Source organism: Pinisolibacter sp. DMC100, from assembly GCF_056313705.1.
Window position 1 is genome coordinate 329,210 of the sequence record NZ_JBQUZT010000003.1, and the last position, 17,744, is coordinate 346,953.

The 17,744-nt window shown below is 69.8% G+C and carries 13 protein-coding genes; 8 read left to right on the forward strand and 5 right to left on the reverse strand.

Translation table 11 applies throughout. The features are described from left to right. Positions 1-34: 34 nt before the first annotated feature. The 4 genes from rfaD to ACT541_RS14715 are packed head-to-tail and all read left to right on the forward strand — an operon-like array spanning position 35 to position 3,718. The gene (rfaD, locus tag ACT541_RS14700; protein WP_476137834.1) at positions 35-979 is read left to right on the forward strand and encodes an ADP-glyceromanno-heptose 6-epimerase; all 945 of its coding nucleotides are present in this window, start codon (positions 35-37) and stop codon (positions 977-979) included. Then, positions 955-1,956, forward strand: coding sequence for a lipopolysaccharide heptosyltransferase II (gene waaF / locus ACT541_RS14705; protein ID WP_476137835.1), 1,002 nt, complete (start codon positions 955-957; stop codon positions 1,954-1,956). Before rfaD ends, waaF begins: the two co-directional genes overlap by 25 nt. Then, positions 1,953-2,972 carry a lipopolysaccharide heptosyltransferase I gene (gene waaC / locus ACT541_RS14710; protein ID WP_476137836.1) on the forward strand — a complete coding sequence of 340 codons (1,020 nt, stop codon included), beginning with the start codon at positions 1,953-1,955 and terminating at the stop codon, positions 2,970-2,972. The genes waaF and waaC overlap by 4 nt, the downstream gene beginning before the upstream one ends. Further along, on the forward strand, positions 2,969-3,718 hold the full coding sequence (locus tag ACT541_RS14715) for a glycosyltransferase family 2 protein (RefSeq protein ID WP_476137837.1): 750 nt from the start codon (positions 2,969-2,971) through the stop codon (positions 3,716-3,718). The genes waaC and ACT541_RS14715 overlap by 4 nt, the downstream gene beginning before the upstream one ends. A 182-nt stretch (positions 3,719-3,900) precedes the next feature. On the opposite strand, the gene ACT541_RS14720 is transcribed toward ACT541_RS14715, so the two are convergent. The 3 genes from ACT541_RS14720 to carB all read right to left on the reverse strand — a co-directional run bounded on the left by ACT541_RS14720 (position 3,901) and on the right by carB (position 8,594). Then, the gene (locus tag ACT541_RS14720) at positions 3,901-4,266 is read right to left on the reverse strand and encodes a diacylglycerol kinase (protein WP_476137838.1); all 366 of its coding nucleotides are present in this window, start codon (positions 4,264-4,266) and stop codon (positions 3,901-3,903) included. 75 nt (positions 4,267-4,341) lie between these two features. Further along, the gene (greA, locus tag ACT541_RS14725) at positions 4,342-4,815 is read right to left on the reverse strand and encodes a transcription elongation factor GreA (protein ID WP_476137839.1); all 474 of its coding nucleotides are present in this window, start codon (positions 4,813-4,815) and stop codon (positions 4,342-4,344) included. A gap of 302 nt (positions 4,816-5,117) precedes the next feature. Beyond that, positions 5,118-8,594, reverse strand: a complete 3,477-nt coding sequence (gene carB, locus ACT541_RS14730; protein ID WP_476137840.1) for a carbamoyl-phosphate synthase large subunit — start codon at positions 8,592-8,594, stop codon at positions 5,118-5,120. 463 nt (positions 8,595-9,057) lie between these two features. Here carB and ACT541_RS14735 point away from each other — a divergent pair, with 463 nt between their 5' ends. From ACT541_RS14735 to ypfJ, 3 genes are all read left to right on the forward strand, one after another. After that, positions 9,058-10,746 (forward strand): methyl-accepting chemotaxis protein, encoded by a 1,689-nt coding sequence (locus ACT541_RS14735; RefSeq protein WP_476137841.1) that lies wholly within the window; start codon positions 9,058-9,060, stop codon positions 10,744-10,746. Positions 10,747-11,057: 311 nt separating this feature from the next. Next, positions 11,058-12,734, forward strand: coding sequence for a methyl-accepting chemotaxis protein (locus ACT541_RS14740; protein WP_476137842.1), 1,677 nt, complete (start codon positions 11,058-11,060; stop codon positions 12,732-12,734). An 82-nt stretch (positions 12,735-12,816) separates the two neighbouring features. Continuing rightward, positions 12,817-13,785, forward strand: coding sequence for a KPN_02809 family neutral zinc metallopeptidase (gene ypfJ, locus ACT541_RS14745; RefSeq protein ID WP_476137843.1), 969 nt, complete (start codon positions 12,817-12,819; stop codon positions 13,783-13,785). On the opposite strand, the gene ACT541_RS14750 is transcribed toward ypfJ, so the two are convergent. Continuing rightward, positions 13,766-14,668 (reverse strand): DMT family transporter, encoded by a 903-nt coding sequence (locus ACT541_RS14750; RefSeq protein ID WP_476137844.1) that lies wholly within the window; start codon positions 14,666-14,668, stop codon positions 13,766-13,768. The genes ypfJ and ACT541_RS14750 overlap by 20 nt on opposite strands. A gap of 137 nt (positions 14,669-14,805) precedes the next feature. Here ACT541_RS14750 and ACT541_RS14755 point away from each other — a divergent pair, with 137 nt between their 5' ends. Next, complete coding sequence (locus tag ACT541_RS14755) at positions 14,806-16,206, forward strand: aminotransferase-like domain-containing protein (protein ID WP_476137995.1); 1,401 nt, start codon at positions 14,806-14,808, stop codon at positions 16,204-16,206. Between the two features lie 67 nt (positions 16,207-16,273). Here ACT541_RS14755 and carA read toward each other — a convergent pair whose 3' ends face one another. Next, complete coding sequence (carA, locus tag ACT541_RS14760) at positions 16,274-17,473, reverse strand: glutamine-hydrolyzing carbamoyl-phosphate synthase small subunit (RefSeq protein ID WP_476137845.1); 1,200 nt, start codon at positions 17,471-17,473, stop codon at positions 16,274-16,276. Positions 17,474-17,744: the final 271 nt, after the last annotated feature.

The following is a 17,744-nucleotide window of genomic DNA, read 5'->3' on the forward strand; positions in this document are numbered from 1 at the left end:
GCGAGGGCGCGATGCCCCTTCCCGGAGAGGTCCGATGATCGTGGTGACGGGCGGAGCCGGAATGATCGGCTCCAATCTGGTGATGGCCTTGAACGCGGAAGGCCGCGACGACATCCTCGTCGTCGACGACCTGACCGACGGCACCAAGTTCGTCAATCTCGTCGAAGCCGACATCGCCGACTATCAGGACAAGGACACGTTCCTCGCCCGCATCCTCGCCGACGAGGAGATGGGGATCGAGGTGATCTTCCATCAGGGCGCCTGCTCGGCCACCACCGAGTGGAACGGCAAGTTCGTGATGGAGGTCAACTACGCCTATTCCCAGGCGCTGTTCCTCTACTGCCAGAAGCGGAAGATCCCCTTCCTCTACGCCTCCTCGGCCGCGACCTACGGCGGCGGATCGGTGTTCCGCGAGGAGCGCGAGTTCGAGGCGCCGCTCAACGTCTACGGCTGGTCGAAGAAGCTCTTCGACGACTGGGTCCGCCGGCGCTGGGATACGCTCACGGCCCCCGTCGTGGGCCTGCGCTACTTCAACGTCTACGGGCCGCGCGAGGGCCACAAGGGCGCGATGGCCTCGGTCGCCTTCCACCTCTTCAACCAGGTGAAGCGCGGCGAGAACCCCAAGCTCTTCGGCGCCTGGGAAGGCTACGGTCCGGGCGAGCAGAGCCGCGACTTCGTCCATGTCGAGGACGTGGCGGCCGTCAACCTTTGGGCCTGGCATGCCGGCGCCTCCGGCATCTTCAACTGCGGCACCGGCCGGTCGCAGCCCTTCCGCACGGTGGCCGAGGGCGTCATCGAGGGACTGGGGAAGGGCGCGATCGAATACATCGACTTCCCCGACCATCTGAAGGGGCGCTACCAGAGCTTCACGGAAGCCGACATCTCGAAGCTCAGAGGGGCCGGCTACAACGGCGCGTTCCGCGACGTGGAGACCGGCGTTCGGGAGTATGTTGCATGGCTCGCCGCCAGATCCTCGTGATCGGCCCGCGCTGGGTCGGCGACATGGTCATGGCTCAGTGCCTGTTCACGGCACTGAAGCGGCGTGATCCGGACTGCGACATCGACGTCGTGGCGCCGACCTGGGCGACGCCGCTGCTCGACCGGATGCCGGAGGTGCGCACCCGCATCGATGCGCCGTTTCGCCCCAAGGAGTTCGGCCTCGGCGTGCGCTGGCGGCTGGGGCGCAGCCTCTCGGGGCTCTACGACGAGGCCTATGTGCTGCCCGGCTCGTGGAAGTCGGCGCTGGTGCCGTTCTTCGCGCGCATCCGTTACCGGGTCGGCTATCGCAAGGAGATGCGCTTCGGCCTGCTCAACTGCATGCCGGACCTGCCCGAGGCGATCAAACGCAAGACGGCGGAGACCTATTTCCGCCTCTCCGGCGTCGACGGGCCGCGCCCGGTGCCGAAGCTGACGGTGGACGAGGCCAATCGAGACCGGCTCTTCGCCGAGTACGGGCTCGCGGCGGGGGGCTACGTCGCCTTCATGCCCGGCGCCGAATACGGGCCGGCCAAGCGCTGGCCGTCGCGCCACTATGCGGCGCTCGCCCGCGAGCGGATGGAGAAGGGCGACCGCGTCGTCCTGCTCGGCAGCCCGAAGGACGCCGAGGTCAGCGCCGAGATCGTCGGCCTCGCCCCCGGCGTGATCGACCTCACCGGCAAGACCCGGCTCGAGGACGCGATCGACCTCCTGTCGGCGGCGCGTTTCGCGGTCTGCAACGACAGTGGCCTGATGCATGTCGCCGCCGCGGTCGGGACGCCGGTCGTCGCGGTCTATGGTTCGACCTCGGCGGAGAACACGCCGCCCCTGTCGGAGCGCGCCGAGATCGTGTCGTTGAAGCTCCCCTGCTCGCCCTGCCACGAGAAGATCTGCCCGCTCGGCCATCTCGACTGTCTCGAAAAGCTCGAGCCGCCGGCGGTCGCGGCCGCGGCCGAACGGGTGTCGGGGGCGGGCGCATGAAGGTGCTGCTGGTCAAGACCTCGTCGATGGGCGACGTCATCCACACCTTCGCGGCGGTGACGGACGCGCTCGCGGCGCTGCCGGATCTGACGATCGACTGGCTGGTCGAAGAGGGCTTCGCCGACATCGCGCGGCTGCATCCGGGCGTGCGTCGGGTGGTGCCGGTGGCGGTCCGGCGCTGGCGCAAGGCGCTGCTCGCCGCGCAGACGCGGGCCGAGATCGGCGCGGTGAAGAACCTGCTGCGGCACGAGACCTACGACGTCGTCCTCGACGCGCAGGGGCTGGTGAAGAGCGCCTGGCTCGCCCGTTTCGCCCGGCGGCCGATCGAGGGTTTCGACGGCAGTTCGGCGCGCGAATGGCCGGCGAGCCTGGTCTATGCCCGCGCCCACCCGGTCGCCCGCGAGGCGCATGCGGTGGAGCGCACGCGGCGGCTCTTCGGCGCGGTGCTCGGCTATGAGCCCGACCTGACGCGTTTCGCCTCCGGCCTCGAGCGGGCGGGAGAGGGCAGTGCGGAAGTCTTCCTGCTGCACGGCACGACCTGGGCGACCAAGCGTTGGCCGACGGTGCATTGGATCGAGCTCGCCCGTCTCCTCGTCGCCCGCGGCCTGACGCCGGTCGTCACCCAGGCGGACGCGGCGGAGGAAGTTGTCGCGACCGCGATCGCGGCTGCGGTCCCGGGTGTCGTGCATCTGGCGAAGACCAAGCTCGGCGTGCTCGCCGAACGCATCGCCACGGCGCGGGCGGTGGTCGGCGTCGACACCGGGCTGACGCATCTCTCCGCCGCCTTCGGTGTGCCGACGGTGGCGCTGTTCTCCTCGACGGTGCCGGGGCTGACCGGTCCGGTCGGGCAGGCGGCGGACGTGGTCGCCAGCACAGCCGACTGCGCGCCCTGCCGGGCGCGCACCTGCCGCATCACGCCGGGCGCCGCGGTGCTGCCCTGCCACGACAGCATGCGGCCGGCCCGCGTCGTCGAAACGCTCGACCGGTTGATCGCCGCGAGAAAGGTCGCCCCATGAGCGCGCCGCCGCGGCTTTCCGCCATCCTCATCACCAAGAACGAGGCTTCGGATCTGTCCGATTGCCTCGCCTCGCTCGCCTTCTGCGACGAGATCGTGGTGGTCGACAGCGGTTCGACCGATGCGACGGTGGCGATCGCGAAGGCCGCCGGGGCGGTGGTGGTCGAGACCGCGGACTGGCCGGGCTTCGGGCCGCAGAAGCAGCGGGCGCTCGATCGGGCGACCGGCGACTTCGTCCTCTCCGTCGATGCCGACGAACGCATTCCGGCGGACCTCGCGCGCGAGATCCGCGCGGCGATCGGCAGCGGCAGCGTCCATGGCTGGCGGGTCAACCGCCGTTCGAGCTTCCTCGGGCGGTTCCTCGCCCACGGCGGCTGGTATCCCGACCGGATCCTGCGGCTCGCCCGGCGCGACGTCGCCCGCTTCACGCCCGACCGGGTGCACGAGCGGATGGAGGTCGCGGGCGCGGTCGGCGATCTTTCCGCCGACATGATCCACCATTCCTACCGCTCGATCGACGAGGTGCTCGACAAGGGCCGGCGCTATGCGCTGGCGTCCGCCGCCGAGCGGCGGGCGCGGGGGAAGACGGGCGGGCTCGCCTCGGCGATCGGCCGCGGACTATGGGCCTTCGTCCGGCACTATGTCCTGAAGCAGGGCTTCCGCGACGGGGCGCACGGCTTCGTCGCCGCGCTCGCCAAGGCGCAGGAGACCTTCTGGCGCTGGCTGGCGGTCGGCTGGGAACGCTGAGGCGATCTCGGGGTTCGAGTCGGCGACCGTGCGCGATGCTTCGAGACGCGCCTTCGGCGCTCCTCAGCATGAGGCGTATGTGTTCGTATCGAATATGAAAAACGCCTCATGCTGAGGAGCGGGTCGAAGACCCGCGTCTCGAAGCATCGCGCACCAGGCACGGCCCCACGCGCCCCGCCGCCTCACAGCAGCACGAGGGCCCAGACCGCGGCGGCGAGGACGAAGGACATCAGCACGGCGAGCGAGCCGAGGTCCTTGGCCATGCGGACGTTATGGTTCTCTTCCGCCGTGACGGCGTCGCAGGCGCGTTCGATCGCGGTGTTGGCGATCTCGACCACCAGGATCAGCACGAGGACGCCGACCAGCAGGGCGCGTTCGACGCGGCCGTGGCCGAGCCACAGGGCGAGCGGCGTCGCCGCGACGACGAGAGCCAGTTCCTGGACGAAGGCGGGTTCGGCGAGCGCCCAGCGCAGGCCGGCCATCGAGTTGCGGGCCGCCGCGAAGATGCGACTCGGGCCGAGACTGCGGTCGGGCTCGTGAAAGGCCATGAAGAAGCGTCCGGCGGGCAGGGAGGGCGCGGGCGGCAGGGCCGGGCGCGCGGGAAGCGCGCCCGAGAGACGGGATCAGGCGAAGCGGACGCCGATGATCTCGTAGGAGCGGGCGCCGCCGGGGGCCATGACCTCGACGGTGTCGCCGACGTCCTTGCCGATCAGCGCGCGGGCGATCGGCGAGGAGATCGAGATCTTGCCCTGCTTCACGTCGGCCTCCATGTCGCCGACGATCTGGTACTTCTTCTCTTCCTCGGTGTCCTCGTCGACGAGGGTGACCGTGGCGCCGAACTTGACCTTGGTGCCGGTGAGCTTGGCGACGTCGATGATCTCGGCGCGGCCGAGCTTGTCCTCGAGCTCCGCGATGCGGCCCTCGTTGAGGCTCTGCTGCTCCTTGGCGGAGTGATACTCGGCGTTCTCCGAAAGGTCGCCGTGGGCGCGCGCTTCCGAAATCGCCTGGATGATGCGCGGGCGCTCGACCTGCTGACGGTGCTTCAGCTCGGTCTCGAGAGCGGCATGGCCGCCCGCGGTCATCGGGATCTTCTCCATCGTCTCGGACTTCCTCGTTCGCGTTTCTCGGGCGTTCACGATACGGAGCAGCCGGCCTCGGGCTCGGGCGCTCACAAAAGAAAAGCGCGAGCCCCTCGCGGAGCCCGCAACTTCAAACGAAAACGCGGCACGATCATAACCGCGCGAACGTCTCGCTTCAAGCACCGCACCGGCGGCCGGCGGTCGGGTTCCCCGCGACTTTTCGGCTAGGCGCGGGCTTCGTGGTCGGACATCGGGCATTCAATGGAAACGCCCGCCGGGAGGTCCCGACGGGCGCATCGCGTGTCGGAAGGATCGGCCGATCAGGCGGGTTCCTTGAAGTAGTCCTGCAGCGGGCGGACCGTCAGCTCGCCGGCGGCATAGGCGACGATCGCCTCCGCCGCGGCCATGGCGCCGGCCAGCGTCGTGTAATAGGGCACCTTGTGCAGCAGCGCGGCGCGACGCAGCGAGCGGCTGTCGGCCAGCGCCTGGGCGCCCTCGGTGGTGTTGATCACCAGCTGCACGCCGCCGTTCTTGATGACGTCGACGATGTGCGGGCGACCTTCCAGCACCTTGTTGATCTTCGCCGCCGGCACGCCGTGGTCGTTGAGGTGACGCTGGGTGCCGGAGGTGGCGATGATCTTGAAGCCGGCGTCGACGAGGGCGCGCATCGAGGCGACGATGCGGTCCTTGTCGTCCTCGCGGACGGAGACGAAGACCGTGCCGGCGGTCGGCACGCGGGTGCCGGAGCCGAGCTGCGACTTGGCGAAGGCGGTGGCGAAGTCGGTGTCGAGGCCCATGACCTCGCCGGTCGACTTCATCTCCGGACCGAGCACCGTGTCGACGCCGGGGAAGCGGGCGAAGGGGAAGACCGCCTCCTTCACCGCGATGTGCTTCAGGTTCTTCTTCTTCAGGCCGAAGGAGGCGAGCGCCTCGCCGGCCATGACGCGGGAGGCGATCTTGGCGACCGGCTCGCCGATGGTCTTGGCGACGAAGGGCACCGTGCGGGAAGCGCGCGGGTTGACCTCGAGGATGTAGACCACGCCGTCCTTGACCGCGTACTGCACGTTCATCAGGCCGCCGACGTCGAGCGCGAGCGCGAGTTCGCGGGTCTGACGCTCGATCTCGGCGACCACGTCGGCCGGCAGCGTGTGGGTCGGGAGCGAGCAGGCACTATCGCCCGAATGGATGCCCGCCTCCTCGATGTGCTCCATGATGCCGGCGATGTAGACGTCCTTGCCGTCGGCGAGGGCGTCGACGTCGACCTCGATCGCACCCGACAGGTAGCGGTCGAAGAGCAGCGGCGACTTGCCGAGCACCATGTTGATCTGGCCGGTCTTGTCGTTGGGGTAGCGCGCCTTGACGTCGGCGGGGACCATGCCGGGGAGCGTGCCGTTGAGATAGGCGTCGAAGCCGACCTCGTCGCGGACGATCTCCATGGCGCGGCCGCCGAGCACGTAGGACGGGCGGACCACCAGCGGGAAGCCGAGCTTCTCGGCGACGAGACGCGACTGCTCGATCGAATAGGCGATGCCGTTCTCGGGCTGACGCAGGTCGAGCTTGTCGAGCAGGCGCTTGAAGCGGTCGCGGTCCTCGGCGAGGTCGATGGCGTCGGGCGAGGTGCCGAGGATCGGGATCCCGGCCTTCTCCAGCGCCTCGGCGAGCTTCAGCGGCGTCTGGCCGCCGAACTGGACGATGACGCCCTTCAGCGTGCCGTTCTGCTTCTCCGTCTCGAGGATCTCGAGCACGTCTTCCGAGGTCAGCGGCTCGAAATAGAGGCGGTCGGAGGTGTCGTAGTCGGTCGACACGGTCTCCGGGTTGCAGTTGACCATGATGGTCTCGTAGCCGGCGTCACGCAGCGCGAAGGAGGCGTGGCAGCAGCAGTAGTCGAACTCGATGCCCTGACCGATGCGGTTGGGGCCGCCGCCGAGGATGACGATCTTGGTCTTGTCGGACGGACGCGCCTCGTCGGCCGGGGTGCCCGCGAAGGGCATCTCGTAGGTCGAGTACATGTAGGCGGTCGGCGCGGCGAACTCGGCGGCGCAGGTGTCGATGCGCTTGAAGACCGGACGCACGCCGAGGCCGCGACGCAGCGCCTTCACTTCCGGCTCGGTCTTGCCGGCGAGCTCGGCGAGACGGGCGTCGGAGAAGCCCATGGCCTTGAGGCTGCGGAAGGCACCGGCGGTCTTGGGCAGGCCGTGGGCACGGACCTTCGCCTCGGTGTCGACGATGCCGCGGATCTGCTCGAGGAACCAGGGATCGATCTTGCACGAGGCGTGGATCTGCTCGTCGGAGACGCCGAGGCGCATGGCCTGGGCGACGTGGCGCAGACGGTCGGGCGTCGGCGTGCCGAGGGCGGCGCGCACGGCGTTCTTGTCGTCGCCCTGGCCGAGGCCGGGGATCTCGATCTCGTTGAGGCCCGAGAGGCCGGTCTCGAGACCGCGCAGCGCCTTCTGGAGAGACTCCTGGAAGGTGCGGCCGATCGCCATGACCTCGCCGACCGACTTCATCGCGGTGGTCAGCGTCGGCTCGGCGCCGGGGAACTTCTCGAAGGCGAAGCGCGGGATCTTCGTCACGACGTAGTCGATCGTCGGCTCGAAGGAGGCCGGGGTCGCGCCGCCGGTGATGTCGTTGGCCAGCTCGTCGAGCGTGTAGCCGACGGCGAGGCGGGCGGCGACCTTGGCGATCGGGAAGCCGGTGGCCTTGGAGGCCAGCGCCGAGGACCGCGACACGCGCGGGTTCATCTCGATGACGATCATGCGTCCGGTCTCGGGGTCGATGGCGAACTGCACGTTCGAACCGCCGGTCTCGACGCCGATCTCGCGGAGAACCGCGATCGAGGCGTCGCGCATGATCTGGTATTCCTTGTCGGTCAGCGTCAGCGCCGGGGCGATGGTGATCGAATCGCCGGTGTGGACGCCCATCGGATCGACGTTCTCGATCGAGCAGATGATGATGCAGTTGTCCGCGCGGTCGCGGACCACCTCCATCTCGTATTCCTTCCAGCCCAGCACCGATTCCTCGACCAGCACCTCGTTGGTCGGCGAGGCCTCGACGCCCGACATGACGCAGTCGTAGAGCTCTTCGAGCGTGTAGGCGATGCCGCCACCGGTGCCGCCCATGGTGAAGGACGGGCGGATGATCGCCGGCAGGCCGGTGACCTTGAAGGCCTCGAGCGCCTGAAGGCGGGCGGTCAGATTGTACTCCTCGCGACGCGCCTGCTCGCCGGCGGCCCACTGACCCTCGAAGGTCGCGAGCGCCTTGGCGCGGGCGTCCGGATCGGCGACCGCGGCGGCGGCCGAGCGGCCGGCCTCGTGTTCGGCGCGGAACTTCTGCTTCAGGGCGGAGGTGTTGACGAAGGCGGCGCGCGGCGTGTCGAGGCCGATCTTGGTCATCGCCTCGCGGAACAGCTCGCGGTCCTCGGCCTTGTCGATGGCCTCGGCCGTGGCGCCGATCATCTCGACGCCGTACTTCTCGAGCACGCCCATCTTGCGCAGGCTGAGCGCGCAGTTCAGCGCCGTCTGGCCGCCCATGGTCGGCAGCAGCGCGTCGGGGCGCTCCTTCTCGATGATCTTGGCCACCACTTCCGGGGTGATCGGCTCGACATAGGTCGCGTCCGCCAGCTCCGGGTCGGTCATGATCGTCGCCGGATTGGAGTTGACCAGGATGATCCGATAGCCCTCGCTCTTCAGCGCCTTGCAGGCTTGCGTGCCCGAATAGTCGAACTCGCAGGCCTGTCCGATGACGATCGGGCCGGCGCCGATGATGAGGATGCTCTTGATGTCGGTTCTCTTGGGCATGCGTGCTCGCGACCATGCCGACGCGATCGCAGCGGCTGCGGCTCGCGTCGGTTCGTTGTGACGGGTCAAGTCGGAAGTGCGTCCAGACCGGGCCGGTATATAGGGGAAAGCACGTCGCGAGGGAAGGGGCGAGGCGCGCGGATCGGGGTTCTCCCATGGAAACCCTGCCATTCGCCCCCGCGAACCGCCATGACGGCGCCTCCGAGGTATTCGGCTACGTTACGTCAGGACGATCCTTTGTCCGGTCGCTGGTTCTGTGGTGAATCTATTGACGCAATGCATATCGCCGGGCGCTCATTAATCGGCGATTTACCGACTTCGTTCATTTGTTTCTCGAGCGCTTTCGCTTCGGCGGACGCGCAACGACATCGACTGCACGGGACACGTGTCTAGGGGCCATCGCCGCGGGGCGGCGCGATCGCCGGACGACCGGTTCGTCACGACGACTGCATCGGAGAAACGCATGTCGAAGCTCCATTCCATTTCTTCCAAGATCTATTTTCTCGTCGCCCTGGCCATGGTGGCGATCGGTGGCATCGGTTACGCCGCCCACGCCAATCTCTCGGCCTCGCTCTACGGCCAGAAGGAACTCGAGCTCAGGCACGAGGTCGAGACGGTCGCGGCGATGATCAACGGCTTCCGGGCGCGCGCCGACAAGGGCGAGATGACGCAGGACGCCGCCCGCGCGGCCGCCCGAGAGGCGATCCGGCCGATCCGTTTCGGCGAGGACGCCAACTACTTCTTCCTTTACGAGCTCGACGGCACCAACATCCTGCTGCCCGGCAAGCCGGAACTCGAGGGCAAGAACCTCATCGGCATGAAGGATCCGAGCGGGCGGGCGATCATCGTCGGCCTGATCGAGACGGCCAAGCGGGGTGGCGGCGTCTTCGTCTACGACTGGGTGAAGCCCGGCGACAAGGAATCGACGCCCAAGTTCGCCTATTCGACCAAGATCGACGGCTGGAACTGGATGCTCGGCACCGGCTTCCACGTCGCCGACGTCGAGGCGAAGCTCGCCTCCGATTCGCGCATGCTGACGCTGGCGATCGTCGCCGGCATCGTCCTGATCGCGCTCACCGCCTTCGTGGTGACGCGGGGGGTGACGAAGCCGCTGGCGGCGCTGACCGACTCGATGAATCGTCTGACCGGCGGTGATGTCGACGCCGAGGTGGCGGGCGCGGAGCGGCGTGACGAGATCGGCCTGATCGCCCGGGCGGTCGTCGCCTTCCGCGATCTGCTCGAGCGGCGGCTCGCCGACGACGCGGCCACCGAGGCGCGGTCGCGGGCGGAGGCCGAGCGGATGCGTCGCGAGGCGCTGTCGGGCCTCGCGAACGATCTCGAAGGTACCGTCAAGCAGACCGCCGGCGGCATCGAGACGGCGGCGAACGGCTTCGAAGTGGCGGCCGGCGATCTGTCGCGGGTGTCGGATCTCACTCGTCGTCAGGCCGAGGCCAGCGCGTCCGCCGGCCGGGTGGCGCGCGACAACGTCCAGGCGGTGTCGAGCGCGGCGGAGGAACTCTCCGCCTCGATCGCCGAGATCGTGGCGCAGGTCGACCATGCGGCCGCGCTGTCGAGCGGTGCGGTGCGCCACACCGCGCATGCGACCGAGGTCATCCACGGGCTCGACTCGGCCTCCGCCGAGATCGGCCAGGTGGTGGCGCTGATCGAGGAGATCGCGTCGCAGACCAATCTCCTCGCCCTCAACGCGACCATCGAGGCGGCACGCGCCGGCGAGGCCGGCCGCGGCTTCGCCGTCGTCGCCTCCGAGGTCAAGGCGCTGGCGGGGCAGACCTCCGAGGCGACCGAGGAGATCTCGCGCCGCATCGGCGTCATCCAGCAGGCGACGCGCGAGGCGGTCGAGGCGACCGGGTCGGTCGGCGACAGCATCGGCCAGGTCAGCGTCATCTCGACCTCGATCGCCGGCACGCTGGAACAGCAGAACGCCGCCGTCTCCGAGATCACCCGCGCCATCTCCGGCACGCTCGCCGCCGTCGGCAATCTCGCCGAGGACATGGAGCGGCTGATGAGCGACGCGGCCACCGGCGACGGCAAGTCGCGCGAGGTGGCGGACGCGGCGCGGCGGATGCGCGGCGACACCGAGACCCTGCAGGGTCAGGTCGACCGCCTGATGCGCGAGCTGCGCGCCGCCTGAACGGCCGCGATCATCGCGAGACGACGTTTCACCCGAGGGGCCATCCGGCCCCTCGGGTTTTTTGTCCTTGCCCGAGACGACATGTCGCAACGTTTCCTGTCATGTCGCAATAAAAGACATCATTGCGTATGTCGAATTTCGCGACACATGCGTGGTGTCTGAAAATATGACTTTGGTATTGCATCTGGAATTTCGATAAAATCTGCGATGTCATCGAAAATTCATTTTCAAGCGATTTGAATTTAACGTCCGATTAGGGTGATGCCTGAGACTTTCGTCGTGCTCGAATACATCGAAGGAGATGGAGTGCGATGCGGATCGGACTGTCGGCCAAGCTCGTCGTCACGGCGTCGTTGACGGGCATCGTGGCGATCGCCGTGGCGGCCTTCGCCGTGGTGCGGATCGACGCGGAAGTGCTGCGCTCCCGCGAGATCGAGGCGGAGTGGGCGCGGGCGCTCGCCGCCGAGACCATCGGGCGCGAGATCGAGCACGTGGCGGCGATCGGGGCTTCGGCCTTCACCGCGAGCGAGCCGGCGGCGGGGCGTCGGGCGCTGGATGCGACGGGGGCGGCGGTCGACGCCCTGGCGCGTCGGCGCGGCGATCTCGTCGCGGCACTCGGCGGCGAGGCCGATCCGCGCATCCGCAAGGTGGCGATGCGTTTCGACGACTTCGTCGCCTTCCAGAAGGACACGGTCGACCTGGGGCGGACCCTGTCGCTGAAGGCGGCGGCACTGCAGGCGGCCGACCCGGCGACCCAGGCCAACCGCGAGGCGATCCTCGTCGAGATCGGCGACGTCGTCGGCCGCCTCGGCCGCGAGGCGCAGGTGCGGACGCAGGCGGCGGCGGTGGTGCGCGAGGAGACCCGCGAGATCCTGATCGTCGGCCCGGCGCTCGCCATCGCGCTCTCCTCGGCGATCTGCTGGTATCTGATCTTCGGCCAGGTCCGCCTGCCGCTCGAACGGCTGCGGCGGTCGATGGCGGCGATGGCCGGCGGCGATCTCGACGTGGCGTTGCCGGGGCTCGGCCGTCGCGACGAGATCGGCGAGATGGCGAGCGCGCTCGCCGGCTTCCGCGACGGGCTCAAGGCGGTCGAGGAGATGCGTGTGGTCGAGCGCGAACGTATCGACGGCGAGTTGGCGCGCCGCGCCGCCTTCGAACGCGAGACCGCGGCCTTCGAGGCCGGCGTGCGCGGCGTGGTCGAGGAGGTCTCGGCGGCGGCCGCGCGGCTCGAGGCGGTCGCCACCGAGATGGCGGCGGCGGCGGAGACGACGCGAGAGCGGTCGCACGACGTGTCGGCGGCGGCCGACGAGGCCTCGCGCGAGGTCACCAGCGTCGCCGCGACGACCGATCGGCTCGCCGTCTCGATCGCGACGATCGGCGAGCGGGCGGCGGACTCGGCGGCGATGGCGCGGCGGGCGGCCGATCAGGTCGAGCGTTCGGTCGAGGCGACGCGATCGCTCTCGACGGAGGCCGAGCGGATCGGCGAGATCGTCGACTTCATCGGAACCATCGCCAAGCAGACCAATCTCCTCGCTCTCAACGCGACGATCGAGGCGGCCCGCGCGGGGCAGGCCGGCGTCGGCTTCGCCGTGGTCGCCAACGAGGTCAAGCAGCTAGCCAACCAGACGGCCGACGCGACGGCGCGCATCGCCGCGCAGGTCGGCGCCATCCGGTCGTCGACCGAAGGATCGGCGGCGGCGGTGGGCGACGTGCTGGCGACGATACGCTCGCTCGACGGCGCGGCGGAGGGCATCGCCGGTGCGGTCGAGACCCAGGGCGGGGCGACCCGCGACATCGCGCAGGCGGTCTCGCGCGCCGCGGCGGGGGCACGGGCGGTCGGCGACGGCCTGACCGTGGTCGAGGCGGCGGGCGAACGCAGTGCCGCCGCGGTCGCCGACGTGCTCGATGCCTCGCGGGCGCTCGCCGGCAGCGCCGAGCGCATGTCGCTGGAGATCGGCGCCTTCCTCGGACGCGTGCGCCGCGCCTGAGCGCTTTCGCCGGGCGCGCGGCCTGCGATATAAGGAGGGGCGGCGCGTCGCACCCTGCGGCCCGCACCATCGGGAGACGGCGATGCGCTGGGACGGGCACCGCGAGAGTGGCAACATCGAGGATCGGCGCGACGACGGCGGTTTCGGCGGCGACGACACCGGGTCGGGCGGCGGCGGCTATTCCGGCGGCGGCTTCGGCGGTCTGCCGATCAACATCGGCGGCGGCGGCATCGGCACCATCGTGATCATGCTGATCGTCGCCTGGGTGCTCGGCATCAATCCGCTGACGCTGCTCTCGGGCATGCCGGTCGGGCCGGGGACGTCGTCCTCCCAGTCCTATCGGCCGGCGCCGCAGCCGCGTCAGCCGTCGACCGCGCGCAAGGACGAGCTCACCCGCTTCGTCGCCGTGGTGCTCGGCGACACCGAGGACCGCTGGAAGGAGATCCTGCCGGCGCAGGCGGGCGATCTCAACCCGCGCGCCGCCGGCATGCGCTACGAGGAGCCGAAGCTGGTGCTCTTCTCCGGCGCCACGCGCTCGCCCTGCGGCCAGGCGGACGCCTCGTCCGGGCCGTTCTATTGCCCGGCCGACCGCAAGGTCTACATCGACCTCGCCTTCTACGACGAGCTCAAGACGCGGTTCCGCGCGCCGGGCGACTTCGCCCAGGCCTATGTGATCGCCCACGAGATCGGCCACCACATCCAGAACCAGCTCGGCATCCTGCCGGCCTTCAACCAGGCCCGCGCCCGGATGAGCGAGCGCGAGCAGAACCGCGCCTCGGTGAAGGTCGAGCTGCAGGCCGACTGTTTCGCCGGCGTCTGGGCGCACTACGCCCAGAAGGAGCGCGACTTCATCGAGCCGGGCGACATCGACGAGGCGCTGAACGCCGCCAGCCGCATCGGCGACGATTCGATCCAGAAGACCATGACCGGCCGCGTCGTGCCCGACAGCTTCACCCACGGCTCCTCGGCCCAACGTCAGCGCTGGTTCAAGGCCGGTTTCGAGGGCGGTCGCCTCGGCGCCTGCGACACGTTCAAGGCGCCGAGCCTGTGAGAGCGGCGGGCGCCGGCTTCGGTCGCGCCGCGGCCATGCGGGCGCCGACGATGCAGCCGACGACGGCGACGGTGGCGGCGATCAGGCCGAGGCCGATGGTCTCGCCGAGCAGGAGCCCCGCCAGGATCAGTCCGAGGAAGGGCTGGAGCAGCTGGAGCTGCGACACCGCCGCGACGCCGCCGCGCTCGAGGCCGCGATACCAGAAGACGAAGCCGAGCCACTGGCTGATCGCCGCGGTATAGGCGAGGCCGCCGATCGACGAGGTCGGAACGAGGCTCCAGTCGGGCCACGCGCGCAGCGTGCCGACGAGCGCCCAGGGCAGGGCGAGGATCACCGCCCAGGAGATCACCCGCCAGCCGCCGAGCCGGGTCGAGAGGCGCGCGCCCTCGGCATAGCCGAGACCGGCCGAGACGACTGCCGCCATGATGAAGCCGTCGCCGCGCAGCGTGCCCGACAGCGAGCCGGAGAGCGCGTAGGTCGCGACCACGGCGCTGCCGGCGGCGGCGAAGAGCCAGAAGGTCGGACGAGGTGCCGTGGCGCCACGGGCGATGGCGAAGGCGGCGGTGAAGAGCGGCAGCAGGCCGATGAAGAGGGTGGCGCGGCCGGCGCCGATCTCGCGCAGTGCCAGCGCCGAGAACAGCGGGAAGCCGACCACCACCGTCGCCGCGACGATCGCCAGCGCCACGAACTCGCGCGGGCGCGGCAGCGGCTTCGGCGCGACGGCCAGCGCGATGCCGGCGAGGACCGCGGCGCCGGTGGCGCGGGCGTGGGTGGAGAACAGCGGATCGAGCCCGATCACCGCGAAACGGGTCGCCACCAGCGATCCGGAAAACATCGTCACGCCGATCAGTCCGTCGATCAGCCCGGCCCTGCGTCCGTCCATCATGCCTCTCCATGCCTGCCGCGCGCGCCCACGCGCGGTCGGTCTCAGAATGGCGTGACGGGCGCGAGTGATCGAGGTACGATCACGGTACGGTTTGCCAAACCGTACCGGTACATTCGGCAGGACGGTTCATGGACATGGACATCGGCATCGACAGGGACGCGCATCCGACGCTGGTGGCGGCCGTGGTGGCGGCGGTCGAACGGGCGATCGACGAGCGGCGGCTGACGCCCGGCGCGCGGTTGCCGTCGATCCGGCGCTTCGCGGAGGCGCAGGGCCTGTCGAAATCGACGGTGGTCGAGGCCTACGACCGGCTGGTGGCGGCGGGGCGCGCGGTGTCGCGGCCGGGCTCGGGCTTCACCGTGGCGGCGGCGTCGCGGGCGATGGTCGAGCCGGGGCCGATCGTCGATCGCGACATCGACCCGTCCTGGGTGATGCGGCAGTCGCTGGAACTCGACCCGTCGGTGCCGAAACCCGGCTGCGGCTGGCTGCCGAGCGAGTGGCTGGAGGAGGCGGGCATCCGCCGGGCGCTCCGGGCGGTGGCGCGCGATCCCGCCGCGCGGCTGGTCGACTACGGCCATCCGCTCGGCCATCCGGGCTTGCGCCGTCAGATCGCCATCCGCCTCGGCGAACGGGGAATCGCGGTCGAGCCGTCGCAGCTGCTGCTGACCGCTGGCGCCTCGGCGGCCGTCGATCTGGTGCTCCGGCGGCTCGTCGAGCCGGGCGACACGGTCTTCGTCGACGACCCCTGCTACTACAACTTCCGCGCCAAGCTGAAGCTGCATCGGGCGCGCGTCGTCGGCATTCCCTTCCATGCCGACGGACCGGATCTCGAGGCCTTCGCCCGCGCGGCGGCGGTCGAGCGGCCGAAGGTCTATCTGACCAACTCCGGCCCGCACAATCCGACCGGCGGGCGGATCGGCCCGGCGACGGCGCATCGGCTGTTGAACCTCGCGGCGACCCACGACTTCGCGGTGATCGAGGACGACGTCTTCTCCGATTTCGAGGGCCGGCCGTCGCCACGCATGGCGGCGCTCGACGGGTTGGAGCGGGTGGTCCACGTCGGCTCCTTCTCCAAGACGCTGTCGTCGGCGATCCGCATGGGCTGGATCGCGGCGCGGCCGGGGTTGATCGACGAGTTGACGGAGATGAAGCTCGCCACGTCCTTCACCAACGACGATCTGGCGGCGCAGGTGATCCACCGCCTCCTCGCCGACGGCAGCTATCGCCGCCATGTCGAGGGACTGCGCCGCCGCATCGCCGAGGCGCGCGGACGGGTGGTGCGGTCGCTCGAGCGGGTGGGGCTTCGCCCGCGTGGCGGGGCGGAGGAGGGGATCTTCGTCTGGGTCGAGTTGCCGGAGGGCGTCGAGGCGGCGGAGATCTCGAAACGGGCGGCGGCGGCCGGCATCGTCTTCGCGCCGGGCAACGTCTTCTCGCCGTCGCTCTCGGCCGGGCGCTTCCTGCGCTTCAACGTCGCCCAGTCGAGCGACCCGCGCATCTGGGCGTTTCTGCGCGGGGCGCTGGAGGGGGCTCCCTGATGCGAAACGGCCGGATCTCGGGGAGATCCGGCCGTCGAAAGTCGTCGTTGCGCGCCGTCTCGGCCCGTCAGACCCGCTCGGGCTGCTGGTTCTGGCCCTTCTTCGCCCGGATCAGGTTCATGAAGCGGGTGAAGAGATAGTGGCTGTCGCGCGGGCCGGGCGAGGCTTCCGGGTGGTACTGCACCGAGAAGATCGGCTTGCCCTCGACCGCGATGCCGCAGTTGGAACCGTCGAAGAGCGAGACGTGGGTCTCCTTCACACCGGCCGGCAGCGTGTCGCGATCGACCGCGAAGCCGTGGTTCATCGAGGTGATCTCGACCTTGTCGGTGGTGAAGTCCTTCACCGGGTGGTTGGCGCCGTGGTGGCCCTGATGCATCTTCATGGTCTCGGCGCCGAGCGCCAGGGCCAGCATCTGGTGGCCGAGGCAGATGCCGAAGGTCGGCACGCCCGCCTCGATCACCGCCTTGATGGTCGGCACGGCATATTTGCCGGTCTCGGCCGGGTCGCCCGGGCCGTTCGACAGGAAGACGCCGTCGGGCTTCAGCGCCAGGACCTCGTCGGCCGAGGCGGTCGCCGGCAGCACCGTCACCTTGGCACCGGCATCGGCGAGCAGACGCAGGATGTTGCGCTTGACGCCGAAGTCGAGGGCGACGACGTGGTGGAGCGGGGCGTCCTGCTTGCCGTGACCCTTGCCGAGCGACCAGGTGGTCTCGTCCCAGGTGAAGGCGTCCTTGGAGCCGACCATCGGCACGAGGTCCATGCCGAGCAGACCCGGCCAGGCGGCCGCTTCCTTCTTCAGCGCCTCGAGGTCGAAGACGCCGTCGGGGGCGTGGGCGATCACCGCGTTGGGCATGCCCTTCTCGCGGATGAGCGCGGTCAGCGCGCGGGTGTCGACGCCGGCGATGCCGACGATGCCGCGGGCCTTCAGCCAGGCGTCGAGATGCTTCTGCGACCGCCAGTTGGACGGCTCGGTGATCGAGGCCTTGAGGACGACGCCGCAGGCGCCACGCACCCGGTCCATCTCGACCGTCTCGATGTCCTCGCCGTTGACGCCGACGTTGCCGACGTGCGGGAAGGTGAAGGTGACGATCTGGCCGGCGTAGGAGGGGTCCGTCAGGATCTCCTGATAGCCGGTGATGGCGGTGTTGAAGCAGACCTCGCCGACCGCGTGGCCGACCGCGCCGAGGCCGACGCCTTCGATCACGGTCCCGTCGGCCAGCACCAGGAGTGCGGTCGGCTTGGCTTCCGCCCAGACGTCGTCGGTCATGTCGTTCGTCCCGAAATGGGGTCCGGTCGGAGGGCGAGCTTGCGCGGGCCGCAGGCTCGTCCGGGCGCGCGACGTCCGACCCCGCGAAGGTCGCCGCTCGCTCGTTCCGGCGGGATATAGGGGGAAGGCGGAAGCCGGTCAACCGAGAAGGGGCGCGGTGCAGCCGGTCGGGCGTCGCCGCTTCCGCCTCGCCGAGGGCGCGCCGTTCGCGAAGGGCGTGCCATCGTCGCGCGGAATGCGCTAGAGAGAGGCGACGACGCGCCCGCAGGCG